The sequence below is a fragment of the Mycobacterium sp. P4_H6 genome (assembly GCF_056400845.1).
Genome location: NZ_JBFUKN010000008.1, coordinates 12604 through 26209, shown reverse-complemented (window position 1 = coordinate 26209; position 13606 = coordinate 12604). Strand labels below are relative to the sequence as shown.

Here is a 13606-nt window from a genome sequence, read left to right as displayed (position 1 = left end):
TAAGGAACTCCGCCCAGTGACATCGTTCGTCTCGACACCTCCGACCACACGAGCGCGGCAACAGGCCCGATCGACGCTCCGCCGAGCCTCGAACACGGCAGCATCGTGCGGGCCACCTTCAACGATCGTGATTCCTTCATCAGCGCGCAAAGGCCCGCTGTCGTTGCGACACGTGCTCCGAATGCTTGGGGTCGGAGGATGGATACTCGCGCACGACTCTGCGCCAGGTGTTCGCCTGTACGCGCTCGATGTCATTGCCGCGCCGGGACAAATCGACGTCAAGTGCCCCCAGACGACTTTGTCGTGGCACGACTCTTAGCCAGAAAGGGACTACTTCCAATGGACTTTGTGGCCATTGATTTTGAGACTGCGAACCCGAACTATGCATCAGTCTGCGCGATGGGATGGGCGACGGTGCGACACGGTGTCATTACCGATCGTGGTTCGTGGCTGTGTAGGCCGCCCGTGGGCCTCGAAGAGTTCGGGATATACAACATGCGCGCTCACGGCATTACTGCCGAGACGGTTGCTGACCAGCCGTCATTCGCAGACAGGGTGCCCGACCTGCTGAACCGTATTGACGCCGGGCTCCCCCTCGTGGCGCACAATGCGCGATTCGACATCGGCGTCCTCAAGCAGTCCCTGGCCAGGTGCGGGCAGGTACTGCCGCCGCCAGCGAATCACTGCACAATCGCATGGTCGAAACGCCTATTCCATCTTCCCAGGTACACCTTGCCCCGAGTCTGCCAACACCTTGGCATCACGATGGGCACGCATCACGATGCGGGTGACGATGCTTTCGCCGCAGCTCAGATCGCACTCCGATTGGCTGAAATGGTTGGCGCATCCACGGTCGATGATCTTGAAGCTGCTTCCCATGCTGCGATTTGGGTATGAAGCCCAGCTGAGCGGAATCCGGCATCCTGCCAACTAACCGCGACACTCCGTAACAGCTCCCGCGCCATCGACAGTGGATGACCCGGAAACTGGCCGTCGAAGTCGGGTAGCTCGCTCATGTTCATCACGAACCCGGTCGTCGAACCATCGTAGGGATCTCTCGCCCAGCCACCTGAAGGGTCGCCCGCAGTAGGCTCGAAGAGCAGATTGCTTTGTCGCGCCGTCTCGTACACCGAAGCTTCGCGCGCCGGTGGTCTCGCCTTCCACGAAGTGACCCTGTGCTTGCGGCACACCAAGACCACCATCACCGCCTTTTGATCCACGGCATGGCGTGCTGCGCCGAAGTTACGTGATTCGTGACCAATCCCGTGACGCCGCCCGGAAACGCGTACCCAAAGGCGTGACTGCCCGGCGGACCTTCGGTCAGTGTCCGTAGCGGTTGCCAGTGGTCCGCGAGAGTGAGCCGCGGCCCACTGGCTGACGCCGACGCTGCGCACGATGACGCGACTTGTCGTACTCACATGAGAGTCTGTCCGGCTGCTCAAACGGAGGACAACGACATGACCTACAACCCGCCCCAGTCCGGGATTCATCATGACAGCTTCCGCGTCGATCTCGACGGCGTCATCAAGCTGCTGAGCAAGAATATGTACTCCAGTCCTGGTGTCTACATACGCGAATTGATACAGAATGCCGTCGACGCCACGACCGCCCGCCAATCCCGTGAGCCCGGCACAATCACTATCTCCCCCTACGGAGTGATGTCCGAGGACTCGCCGGCTGCGGAGTTCGCGATCACCGATACCGGCATCGGTCTGAACGCCGAGCAGGTCCGAGAGTTCCTGGCCACCGTCGGCGCCAGCTCGAAGGGCGGTGAGCTGGGACAGAGCCGCCGAACCTACATTGGCCAGTTCGGAATTGGCCTGCTGAGCTGCTTTCTCATCGCCGACGAGATCATCGTGGTCTCGCGAAGCGCCACCGGGTCGCAACCGGTCGAATGGGTCGGCAAGAGCGACGGCACGTACACGATGCGGCCGCTCACCGCAAGCGTCGCCATCGGGACGACCGTACGGTTGCGACCCCTGCCCAACATGGTCGGTTGGACACGCGTCGAGCAGGTGATTCCGCTCGTGAAGAAGTACGCCGAATTCATCCCCCTCCACATCAAGGTGCTGACGGGGCAGGAACCCAGTCTCGTTTCGCGTGCATATCCGTGGGCCCGGGACTTCGCGGCCCATCGTTCCGCTGTCCTTCAAGGGGTCTCACCGATGTACGGCGGCCTCGGAGTCGGCCGGCAGTTCGACGCCATCGAGGTGAGCGATGTCGACCTCGGACTGCACGGTGTCGTGTACATCGGTGCGACATCAGGAAAATCCAGAGGCGGCACACGCAACCGTGTGTACGTCAACGACGTGCTCGTCGACGACGCCGACGCCGAACTGTTGCCTTCGTGGGCGTTCTTCGCCTGGGCCGTGATCAACTCCACAACGCTGGAACCTACGGCCAGCCGCGAATCTCTCATGAAGAGATCCGCACTGACCCATACCCAACGCAAGCTCCGGCATGTGGCCCTGAAATGGCTTCGCAATCTCGCCGACAACGACCCGGGGCGATTCGCCGAGTTCGTCCTCGACAATGAACTGGACCTGAAGTCCGCTGCGGTGCGGGGTGACGATGCTGAGAATCTCGAACTCGCGGCCGTCGTTCTGCCGATGCTGACGGTCGAGACGACGTCCGGGCGCATGCGCCTGATCGATGTCATCACCGCCAATCCGAACATCCTTTACGCACTGTCAGTCAAGGAGTTTCGCACCATCGCGAGTTTCAATCCGGACGGTCGCATCATCGTCAATGCTGGCCACACCCTGGACCAGGAGACCTTGCTCATGCTGCCGCAGGTGATTCCCGGCGTTACTGTCACCCGCGCCTACCCGGCGTCGGAGGCGGCAACGTTGACGTACCCATCTACCGCGACCGCTCAGGAAGCCCTGACACTTGAGCGGCGGGGTACCCAGGTGCTCAACGCATCCCACTGCCGAGTGGTGGTGCGCCGATTCCCGGCCGCTGATCTGCCCGCCGTCTACATCAACCGTGGACAGGTCGACTCGGTGTCCCCGGGGTACGACGAAGCGGCGAACCTGGTGATGAATTGGGACAACCGCGTCGTACGCGCACTCAACCGCACCACCGACGACCTTGTGTTCCGCCGGCTCATGCAGCTGCTGTACGTCCAGTCCCGAATGGCCGCGCAATGCGACGGCCCCGAAGACCGCACCCTTCTGTCCGAAGCTCTCGACGACATCATCCTTTTGGCCGCGGGCATCGACGGTACGGAGGCCGTCAGATGAGCAACGACTACACAGCAGAGCGGGTCGACAAATTCCGAGCAGAGGTACAGGAATCCGTCGAGTCTGGTGACATCGCCCACGCATCGCATACGAGCTTCCGGCTTGGCGGGTTGTTGGAGAAGCTTGGAGACCGCGAGGGCGCTGAATCCGCACATCGCGATGCCGTCGTTCTCGCCCGGCAGGTCGATGGGCGCGATCCGGAGCTGGTGTTGGCAGCGTTCACGTCGCTGTTCCACTTCCTTTCCCCGTCAGAGGAATCGATCACCCTTGCACAGGAGATGGCTGGCCATCTCATCAACCGAGACGACATCTATCACCCCATGCGCGCAGCCGAAGCCGCCTACCACTGGGCCGTCGCCGAACTCGCATACGCAGAGGTGACTCCCCACCGCATCGACCACGTCGTCGAAGGCATCGCACGAACCGCGATCGACGCACTCGATGACGTCTGTTTCCACCGCATCGGGCAGGTGCTACAGCAGCGAGTTGCCGAGGCCTTGCGCCACGTCGGACGCGTTGGTGAAGCCGACGAATGGCAGGCGAAGGCAAGCAGGTACGCCAACTGGGATGAGGACATGGATCAGGTGATCCCCGGCCACGTCCACCTCTGGGACATCCGGTTCGCCCTGTCTGACGACGTTGGAGATGGGTGATGGCCGCCTACTTCCCGCTCAAAACCGGTGACACCGGCACCGTTGCACAACTCAGTCTGTGCGCCGGCGGCCTGGTCCGAACGTGGACAGATATCGGTCCCCCGAAGCTGTGGTCGGTTCCGGATGCCGCGTACCTGCACTCGGTGTTGGGCACCGGCAACATTGCGCGCACCGCACACGAGCGCGACCGATTCCGCGAGGTCGGCATTCTGTCCGAAGACAGCAACACGCTGTGGATCCAATCGCGGTTCCCGACCAGGAATGYCGAGGGCACGTTGGAGATGCGAGGCACCGTCATGGAGCTTCAGCCAGCCCGTCCGCCGACCGAGTCAACATACGACGACGTCCATGCAACGCTCGTTCAGGCCATCAGACACGCGCTCGACAACGATGAATACCTGCTGGTCGAAAGAGGCGGGTGGGATTCGTCCGTTGAGCCGTTCTGCCTGTTCACTGTCATTCCCTCCGGCAATCGACACGTCAGCGTCATCGAAACGTCCCCCGACCCCGATGGCTCAGAATTATGGGCACCGCACATCGTCGGTGACGGCGAGAGCGTGACGTTGAGTGCGCCGGTTGACGCCGGCACCATCGAGGCGGCACCACTGATCATGCTCGAAGCCATAGGCACCTGGCGCATTGCACCGTGGGACCTCGCGCTCACCTTCGGTAACCGTGGCCGACCGGGCGTCAACAACGCCTGATCAATGGCGGGACTTGATAAGTTCACCTAATCGGACCGACCGGGAACGATAGAGAAAGGCTGTCCGTGAGCAACTTCGCGTTCGTCGGCGCTGCTGAATGGCCGACTCTTCAAGAAGATTGCGCCCGGGCTGAAAGCTACCTCGGCGCCGATCCCCGTTCGGCCTGCATCTACAGTCGCCGCGCGATCGAACAACTTGTCGCACTGCTTTACGAGCTACTGAGTCTCCCCGAGCCGTACAAGGACGACTTGGCAGCGAGGATCAACGAGCCGCCGTTCCGCAAGCAGGTGCCAACGGCTATCGGACACAAACTGAACCTGATTCGCAAAGCCGGCAATGCCGCCGTGCACGAACAAAAGCAGATCGCACCGCAGATTGCGCTCGCGGTGCTGCGCGAGCTGCACCATGTCATGGTCTGGGCGGTCTATCACCATTCGGCCTACCCCAAGGCCGCCCCGCTGAAGCTGCCCTTCGACCCGAAGCTGGCCGCCAAGTCCGCGCCGCTGACTCGTCAGGAGGCCGCCGCACTCGCCGCGAAGTTCCAGGCGCAGGATGCGGCGCACGCCAAGGCGCTGGCCGAGAAGGATGAGCTGGCCGCAGCGCGCGACGCCGAAATCGCAGCGCTTCGGGAAGAGGTCAAGAAAGCTCAGGCTGCCAATCAACAACCCGATGATCGTGACTACTCCGAAGCCGATACCCGAGATGTTTTCATCGATCTCTTACTCAACGAGGCCGGCTGGCCCCTGTCCGATCCCAAAGACCGTGAGTTCGGGGTCACCGGCATGCCCAATGGCGACGGCAAAGGCTTCGTCGACTATGTGCTCTGGGGCGCCAACGGGCTTCCGCTGGCCGTCGTCGAAGCCAAACGCACCAGTAAGAGCCCGCACATTGGGCAGCAGCAGGCCAAGTTGTACGCCGACTGCCTGGAAGAAATGACCGGCCGACGACCGGTCATTTTCTACACCAATGGTTTCGAGCATTCGATCTGGGATGATGCCGCCGGCTATCCGCCTCGTGAAATACAAGGTTTCTACAGCCGCGACGAGTTGGAACTGCTGGTGCAGCGCCGAAGCAGCCGCCAGGCGCTCGCAGATATCGACATCGATTCCAGCATCGTCGAGCGTCACTATCAGCAGCGCGCGATCCGTGCCATCGACGACGTATTCACCGACAAGCGTCGCGAGGCACTCCTGGTGATGGCCACCGGCTCCGGGAAGACTCGCACCGTGATCGCACTGGTGAAGCAGCTCATGGAGGCGGGCTGGGTGAAGAAGGTGCTGTTTCTGGCCGACCGCACCGCGTTGGTCAACCAAGCCGTCGGCGCATTCAAGGCACACCTGCCGAACGCGACCACCGTTAACCTGGTCACCGAGAAGATCAGTGATGGAAGGGTTTTCGTCAGTACCTATCCGACAATGATGAATCTCATCAACGAGACCGACGACGGGATCCGCAAGTTCGGGCCCGGCTACTTCGACCTCGTCGTCATCGACGAGGCGCACCGGTCCGTCTATCAGAAGTATCGGGCCATCTTCGAGTGGTTCGACTCACTGCTGGTCGGGCTCACCGCCACCCCCAAAGATGAGGTCGACCACAACACCTACCGACTGTTTCACCTCGAAGACGGAATGCCCACTGATGCATACGGTCTCGACGATGCCGTCAAGGAAGGATTCCTCGTACCGGCGATCGGCATCGCCGGCGGTACAAAGTTTCTCGACCGAGGGGTGCGCTATACCGATCTCACCGAGGACGAGAAAGAACGCTGGGACGAACTGGACTGGGGCGAGGAAACCCCGGACGACGTCACCGCCGAAGAGGTGAACAGAGTCCTGTTCAACGAGGACACCGTCGACAAGGTGCTCGCCGAGCTGATGAGCAAGGGGCACCGGGTGTCCGCGGGTGACCGCCTCGGCAAGACCATCGTCTTTGCCAAGAACCAGGCGCACGCGGAGTTCATCGCGCAGCGCTTCGATATTCAATACCCACATCTGGCTGGACATTTCGCGCGCGTCATCACACACGCTGTTCCGTACGCGCAGTCCCTGATCGATGACTTCTCGGTGCCGGACAAGGCACCCCACATCGCCATCTCGGTGGACATGCTCGACACCGGGATCGATGTGCCCGAAGTCGTCAATTTGGTGTTCTTCAAGCTCGTGCGGTCCAAGACCAAGTTCTGGCAGATGATCGGCCGCGGCACCCGGCTGCGGCCCGACCTGTTCGGGCCCGGGCTTCACAAGCAGAACTTCTACGTTTTCGATTTCTGTGGCAACCTTGAGTTCTTCTCCCAGGACCTGCCCGGATCACAGGGCTCACTGCAGAAATCGTTGAACCAGCGGCTGTTCGAGACCCGACTGGGTTTGATCACGGCACTGGATCAGCAGCAGCCACCTTCACAGCCTGACCCGCCCGAGGGCCAGGGCGAGGAGTCCGAACGCGGACTGCGCGTCGATATCGCATGGTCGCTGCATCGCATCGTTGCCGGCATGACCACGGACAACTTCCTGGTGCGCCCGCATCGCCGCTTGGTGGAGCAGTACGCGCACTGGGACCCGTGGACGACCCTGAATCCCGAAGCCGCCGGGGATGTCGCCGAGAACCTGGCGGGGCTGCCGTCCACTCAGAAGGACGACGACGAGGACGCCAAGCGATTCGACATGCTGATCCTGCGCCGCCAGCTCGCACAGCTTGAGGGCGACACGGTGGCCGCCGAACGCCTGCGTGAACAACTTCAGCAGATTGCGACGGGCCTGCTCACCCAGACTGCGATTCCGTCCGTGGCCACGCAGCAGGCCCTGCTCGACGAGGTCGCCAGTGATGAATGGTGGGTGGACGTCACCCTGCCGATGCTGGAGCAGGTGCGTCGCAAACTGCGCGGGCTGCTGAGATTCCTGGAGAAGACCAAAAAGGTCACGGTTTACACCTCGTTCCAGGATGAGCTGGGCGAAACGACGCTTGTCGATCTACCGGGCATCACCCCCGGCACCAACTGGGAACGGTTCAGGTTGCGGGCAGGCGCGTATCTCAATCAGCACCGCGACCACCTGGCTCTGCAGCGGCTGCACCGCAACAAACCGCTCACCCCGGACGATCTTGAGGCTTTGGAACAGATGCTGATCGACAGCGGCACCGGCGAGCCCGCCGATATCGCCGACGCCAAAGAACGCTCCCAGGGCCTCGGATTGTTCATCAGGGGCTTGGTCGGCTTGGACCGGGAGGCCGCCGCCGACGCCTTCGGCGCCTATCTCGACGGGGCCAAATTCACCGTCAATCAGATCCGGTTCATCGATCTGATCATCAGTGAACTGACCGCAACCGGTGTCGTCGAGCCGGTCCGTCTCTACGAGTCGCCCTACACCGATCACGCGCCCACCGGGCCCGACGGCGTGTTCCCCGATGCCGACGTGGACAACATCGTGGCGATCCTGCGGACCGTGCGGGCGAACGCTGAGGGTGTGTCGGCGTAGCCCGTCCGATCATGCGGCCCACTGCGTGACCTCGGCGGGGCCATCAACACCCCGCGCGTCACTTCTGTACGTCGACCTGTACCGATCCGCTTCGGTGCGCGTGACGGACTCCGCCCAGATGTTCGCCACCCCGCGCGAACCGGCGCGGAACGCGACGACGGCAATGGCGAAAGTGCCTACCAGTGCGACACCTGCCCACGCAGCCAGGGAACTGCCGAACGCCAGCGCTGCCACGAACAGCCCCAGCGAAACGAAGCCGAGCAGAAAGAACAGATAACCGACGTACACGACCGTCGTTCCAGACGGCTTTCTCATCCCGAACACCTCTCTCAAGTCGCTACGCTACGTGAAGCGTAGCGATACACACAGTGTAGCGCATAATGGCACCATGACGACGCCCCCCGATGTCGGCGACCGGATCGCCGAGACGGCACTGCAATTACTGCGTTCCAGTGGGCCGCGGTCGGTCACCGTGCAGGCCGTCCAGGCGCAATCCGGGGTCGCGAAGACGACGATCTACCGCCGCTATCGAGATCGGCGCGAGATGCTGCGGGCGGCGCTGGCCCAACTGATCACCACCACCCCGGCCCCACCGCGGACCGACGCGACGGCACGCTTGCACTGGCTCATCCGGCAGGCGGTCGGCGCAGTGGGTGACGGAATCGGGTTCGGCGGGTTCGCATCCCTGCTGACCGAGGAGGATCCCGAGTTCAGCGGACTCTTCCGGGAGGTCCTCGTCGCGCAGCGCGCCGACCTCGTCACGGTGATCGAGGAGATGAAAAGCGACGGCGACATGGGCCCGCGCGTCAACCCCGACATGCTGATAGACGCCATCGTCGGCGCCTATATCGCCGAGCGCGCCCGCACCGGACAGGTGCAGGACGACTGGGAGTCGCGGCTGATCGCAATGTGGTGGCCGGCCTTACCGAACTGATCGACACCATCCGCGCGGCCCTGACAGAACGTTGAGTCAGTAGAGTCGTGTACCATCGAACACATGTTCGAACAGTTGGCGACCGATGATCTGCAGGCCCGTGAGGTGGCGCTGCGGGATCGGATCGCGGAACTGGAACGACAGAAGTCGGCCGCCGCTGCCGAGCAGGCCAGAGACACCGCGGAGTGGGATGCCATCCGCCGCCGGCTCGAAGCACGGGCGGGGGTGCCGGCCAAGCGGCGCGGACGCGGCCTCTCCTCGGAAATCGCGCTCGCGCGCCGCGATTCGACCAGCAAGGGCGATCAACACCTCGGGTTCGCGAAGGCGTTGGTCAATGAAATGCCCTGCACGTTGGCCGCTTTGGAAGCCGGTGTGCTCTCGGAATGGCGAGCCACGTTGATCGTGCGGGAATCGGCGTGCCTGACGGTCGAGGACCGCCGCCGGCTCGATCATCAGATGTGCGCAGACCCCGCCTCGCTCGATGGGTTGGGCAACAAACGGATCACCGCCAAGGCCAAGAACATCGCCTACACGCTCGATCCGCAGGCCATCGTCGACCGGGCCGCCAAGGCACCCGAAGAACGCAACGTGACCAGCCGGCCGGCACCGGACAACATGGTGTACCTGACCGCGCTGCTTCCGATGGCGCAGGGCGTGTCCTGCTACGCGAGCCTGAAACGCGCCGCCGACACCAACCCCGACGGTCGCTCACGCGGCCAGACCATGGCCGACACCCTCATCGAGCGCGTGACCGGACGCCCGGCTGACGTCCCGGTGCCGATCACGGTCAATGTGGTGATCTCCGATGAGGCCCTGCTGGGGAACAGCGATGACGCCGCCGCGGTCCAGGACTACGAACCGATCCCGGCCGCCGTGGCGCGCAGCATGATCACCGAGGCCATCGACGAACAGGGTTGGGCCGAGCTACGCCGGCTCTACGCGGTCCCGGAGAGCGGCGCGTTGGTCGCGATGGATTCTCGCGCCCGCGCGTTCCCGGAGGGCTTGGCACAGTTCATCCGGCTGCGCGATCAGACCTGCCGAACCCCGTACTGCGATGCGCCGATTCGCCATATCGATCACAGCGCGCCGCACTCCCGCGGCGGCCGCACGAACGCACGGAACGGTCGGGGCTCGTGCGAGCGCTGCAATTACGTCAAGGAACGACCGGGCTGGAAAGTCCGTACCCTTTTCGATCCGGACGGGCGGCACGTGGCCGAACACACCACTCCCACCGGAGCCACCTACCGATCGATGGCACCACCGATAGCCGGCGGTCTGCGCATCCTGACCCGCGACGTGCATCTCGTCACGGTGAACCGCGCGGCCTGATTACCGGCTGAGTACCGCCACACATTCCACGTGGTGGGTGAGCGGGAACGAATCGAACACCCGCAACTGCTCCACGGCATAGCCCTGTCGTCGGTACTCCCCCACGTCGCGGGCGAATGACGCTGCCTCACAGCCGATATGGATGATGCGCGACACCTCGGCGGCGGCCAACTGCTCGATGACCTCCCGGCCCGCGCCGGCCCGCGGAGGATCCAGCACCACCACATCGGCCCGGCTCTGCTCCGCCGACAATGCGCGGCGCACAGAATCCGTCACCACCGAGACCTGCGGCAGATCGGCCAGCGCCGCCCGTGCGGAGCGGGCCGCGCCACGAGATGTGTCGACGGTGAGCACCCGCCCGGTCACCCCCACGCCCTCGGCCAGCACAGCCGCGAAAACGCCTGCCCCGCCGTAGAGATCCCACGCCGTCATACCGGGCTGCAGACCGGCCGCCTCGCTCACCAGGGAGCTGTACACGCGCGGCGCATCGCGGTGGGCCTGCCAGAACGCAGTGACCGGAATCCGCCATTGCCGACCGTCGATCTCCTGCACGGCCTCATAGTCACCCTCGACGACCTGCGTGCTCGCCTTGCGTCCGCCGTTACGCGGACCGGCCTGCACCACATGGCGCCGCCCGTGGTCATCCAGGGCCACATGCAGCTGCGCCCCGGGCGGCCAGCGCGACCCGTCCAGGCCGTCGAGCATCCCGTCCGGCAACTGCGCGCAGTTCAAGTCGTCGGCCAACTCGGCGCTGTGATAGCGGTGGAAGCCCGCCCGGCCGGCTTCCGAGACGTCCAGGCGCACCCGGGTGCGCCACCCCGTCGCCCCGCGATCGCCGACTTCCTCGGCCACCCCGGACCATTCGTGGCCACCGAGGCGCTCCAGCTGATTGGCGACCACCGCGCCCTTGATGCGACGGGCGGCGGCCGGATCGGCGAATGCCAGATCACAACAGCCCGCACCGTCCCGGCCGGCGATGGTGCACAGTGACTCGACGCGGTCCGGTGACGGCTCGATCACCTCGACAACATCGGCATGCCAATACGATCCGCGTTCGGACACCACACGCACCCGCACCACCTCGTCGGGCAGCGCGTAGCGCACGAAGACGACACGGCCGTCGTGGCGCGCCACGCAACTACCGCCATTGGCGGCCGGCCCTGTGGTCAGGATCAGGTCAGCCTCGGGTGCGGTCAATCAAGAAATCCTCTTCGTGCATCGCCGGGGGCTGACTGCGGCTGCAGTGTCTTGAGCCGCTCCGACGAGTTGAGCTGCCAGGGTACCGAAGTCACCATGACGTTCGGTTCGAAGAGCAGTCTGCCCTTCAACCGCAGCGCGCTCTGGTTGTGCAGCACCTGCTCCCACCAATGGCCCACCACGTACTCGGGGATGAACACCGTCACCACGGTGCGCGGTGATTCCTTGGTGACCCGTTTGACGTAATCCAGTACCGGCCGGGTGATCTCGCGATAGGGCGAGGCAATGACCTTCAGCGGGGTGCTGACATCACTCTCCTCCCAGGTGTGCACGAGCTCACGGGTCTCGGCGTCATCGACGCTGACCGTGATCGCCTCCAGCACGTCCGGGCGGGTGGCCCGCGCGTAGGCCAGCGCCCGACGGGTCGGCAGGTGCAGTTTGGACACCAGCACCACCGCGTGGTTGCGGCTGGGCAGCACGACATCCTCCAGGTCGGCTTCCTGCTCGTCGAGCTCACGGGCCACCGTGTCGTAGTGCCTGCGGATCAGTTTCATGATCACGAACAGCACGGCCATCGCCAGGATCGCGATCCACGCTCYGGCGAGGAACTTTGTGATCACCACGACCACGAGCACCGCGCCGGTACACAGACAGCCGACCGCGTTGATCACCCGTGACCGCATCATCTTGCGCCGCGTCGCGGGGTCGTTCTCGATCTTGAGGAAGCGGGTCCAGTGCCGCACCATGCCGAGTTGGCTGAGGGTGAACGAGACGAACACGCCGACGATGTAGAGCTGGATCAGCGCGGTGGTCTCGGCTTGGAAAGCGATCACGAACGCGACGGCGGCGAACGCCAGGAACAGGATGCCGTTGGAGAACGCCAGCCGGTCGCCGCGGGTGTGCAGCTGACGCGGCAGGTAGCGGTCCTGGGCCAGGATCGATCCCAGCACCGGGAAACCGTTGAACGCCGTGTTGGCGGCCAGTACCAAGATCAGGGCGGTGACCAGGGCGATGAGGAAGAGCCCGACCGGGAAGTCGTGGAACACCGCATCGGCCAACTGCGCGATCAGGGTTTTCTGGTGGTAGCCGTCCGGGGCGCCGACCAGTTGTTCGGCGGGCCGCTCGGCCATCTTCACGCCGGTTTCCTTGGCCAGCAGGATGATCCCCATGAACAGCGTGGTGGCGATCGCACCGAGCAGCAGCAGGGTGGTCGCGGCGTTGCGCGACTTGGGTTTCCGGAAGGCCGGGACACCGTTGCTGATGGCTTCCACACCCGTCAGCGCCGCGGACCCCGAGGAGAAAGCCCGCGCCACCAGGAACACCAACGCGAACCCGAGGATCTCACCGTGCTCGGTCCGCACCTCGAAATTTGCGGATTCCGCTTTGAGCTCGTGGCCCATCACGAAGATCTGGAAGAAACCCCACGCCAGCATGACGACCATGCCGAACATGAAGGCGTAGGTGGGGATGGCGAAGGCGGTGCCCGACTCCCGGATACCGCGGAGGTTCAGCGAGGCCAGTATCAGGATCGCCGCCACGGCGAACCACACCTTGTGCTGGGCGATGAACGGCACCGCCGATCCGATGTTGGCCATCGCCGAGGACATCGACACGGCTACGGTCAGCACGTAATCCACCAGCAGCGCGCTGGCGACCGTCAGCCCGGGCGTCGGCCCGAGATTGGTGGTGACCACCTCGTAGTCACCGCCGCCGGACGGGTAGGCGTGCACGTTCTGGCGGTAGCTGGCGATCACGATCAGCATGACGGCCGCCACCGCCAGCCCGATCCACGGTGCGAACGAGTACGCCGACAGCCCGGCCACCGACAGCACCAGGAAGATCTCCTCGGGTGCGTAGGCGGTGGACGACAACGCATCGGAGGCGAACACCGGCAGCGCTATCCGCTTCGGTAGCAGCGTGTGACCCAGCTTGTCGCTGCGGAAGGGTCTACCGAGGACCAGCCGGCGCGTGGCGGTCGATAGCTTGGACACGAGTGCCAAGAGTAAGCGCACCCGGGTTTGGCTGTAGCGTTCCGGGTGCGCTGGTTGAATGGCGTGTTCGATGTTGCGGTATT

Annotated in this window: 10 protein-coding genes; 7 read left to right on the top strand and 3 right to left on the bottom strand. The window is 64.0% G+C overall.

The window, feature by feature from the left end; translation table 11 throughout:
• Positions 1-339: 339 nt before the first annotated feature.
• From AC1DTF_RS05155 to AC1DTF_RS05135, 5 genes are all read left to right on the top strand, one after another.
• Positions 340-897 carry an exonuclease domain-containing protein gene (locus tag AC1DTF_RS05155; RefSeq protein ID WP_477473293.1) on the top strand — a complete coding sequence of 186 codons (558 nt, stop codon included), beginning with the start codon at positions 340-342 and terminating at the stop codon, positions 895-897.
• Positions 898-1457: 560 nt separating this feature from the next.
• Entirely contained in the window at positions 1458-3245 is a 1788-nt protein-coding gene (locus AC1DTF_RS05150) for an ATP-binding protein (protein ID WP_477473292.1), read from the top strand.
• The gene (locus AC1DTF_RS05145; RefSeq protein ID WP_477473291.1) at positions 3242-3898 is read left to right on the top strand and encodes a hypothetical protein; all 657 of its coding nucleotides are present in this window, start codon (positions 3242-3244) and stop codon (positions 3896-3898) included. The genes AC1DTF_RS05150 and AC1DTF_RS05145 overlap by 4 nt, the downstream gene beginning before the upstream one ends.
• The gene (locus AC1DTF_RS05140) at positions 3898-4602 is read left to right on the top strand and encodes a hypothetical protein (RefSeq protein ID WP_477473290.1); all 705 of its coding nucleotides are present in this window, start codon (positions 3898-3900) and stop codon (positions 4600-4602) included. The genes AC1DTF_RS05145 and AC1DTF_RS05140 overlap by 1 nt, the downstream gene beginning before the upstream one ends.
• Positions 4603-4667: 65 nt before the next feature.
• Positions 4668-8072 carry a DEAD/DEAH box helicase family protein gene (locus AC1DTF_RS05135; RefSeq protein ID WP_477473289.1) on the top strand — a complete coding sequence of 1135 codons (3405 nt, stop codon included), beginning with the start codon at positions 4668-4670 and terminating at the stop codon, positions 8070-8072.
• Positions 8073-8081: 9 nt separating this feature from the next.
• Here the strand turns inward: AC1DTF_RS05135 and AC1DTF_RS05130 are convergent, their stop codons facing one another.
• Positions 8082-8405, bottom strand: a complete 324-nt coding sequence (locus AC1DTF_RS05130) for a hypothetical protein (RefSeq protein WP_477473288.1) — start codon at positions 8403-8405, stop codon at positions 8082-8084.
• Positions 8406-8460: 55 nt separating this feature from the next.
• Here AC1DTF_RS05130 and AC1DTF_RS05125 point away from each other — a divergent pair, with 55 nt between their 5' ends.
• Together AC1DTF_RS05125 and AC1DTF_RS05120 are read left to right on the top strand one after the other, a co-directional pair.
• Positions 8461-9006 carry a TetR/AcrR family transcriptional regulator gene (locus AC1DTF_RS05125; RefSeq protein ID WP_477473287.1) on the top strand — a complete coding sequence of 182 codons (546 nt, stop codon included), beginning with the start codon at positions 8461-8463 and terminating at the stop codon, positions 9004-9006.
• Positions 9007-9069: 63 nt separating this feature from the next.
• A complete protein-coding gene (locus tag AC1DTF_RS05120; RefSeq protein WP_477473286.1) occupies positions 9070-10335 on the top strand; it encodes an HNH endonuclease in 1266 nt (421 codons plus the stop codon).
• Here AC1DTF_RS05120 and AC1DTF_RS05115 read toward each other — a convergent pair whose 3' ends face one another.
• Entirely contained in the window at positions 10336-11532 is a 1197-nt protein-coding gene (locus tag AC1DTF_RS05115; protein ID WP_057168883.1) for a class I SAM-dependent RNA methyltransferase, read from the bottom strand.
• Positions 11529-13523, bottom strand: coding sequence for an APC family permease (locus tag AC1DTF_RS05110; RefSeq protein ID WP_477473285.1), 1995 nt, complete (start codon positions 13521-13523; stop codon positions 11529-11531). The genes AC1DTF_RS05115 and AC1DTF_RS05110 overlap by 4 nt, the downstream gene beginning before the upstream one ends.
• Between the last annotated feature and the right edge of the window lie 83 nt (positions 13524-13606).

Coding starts and splice junctions, on each gene's coding strand:
- AC1DTF_RS05155 (WP_477473293.1), top strand. CDS start 340: ATGGACTTTGTGGCCATTGATTTTGAGACTGCGAACCCGAACTATGCA.
- AC1DTF_RS05150 (WP_477473292.1), top strand. CDS start 1,458: ATGACCTACAACCCGCCCCAGTCCGGGATTCATCATGACAGCTTCCGC.
- AC1DTF_RS05145 (WP_477473291.1), top strand. CDS start 3,242: ATGAGCAACGACTACACAGCAGAGCGGGTCGACAAATTCCGAGCAGAG.
- AC1DTF_RS05125 (WP_477473287.1), top strand. CDS start 8,461: ATGACGACGCCCCCCGATGTCGGCGACCGGATCGCCGAGACGGCACTG.
- AC1DTF_RS05120 (WP_477473286.1), top strand. CDS start 9,070: ATGTTCGAACAGTTGGCGACCGATGATCTGCAGGCCCGTGAGGTGGCG.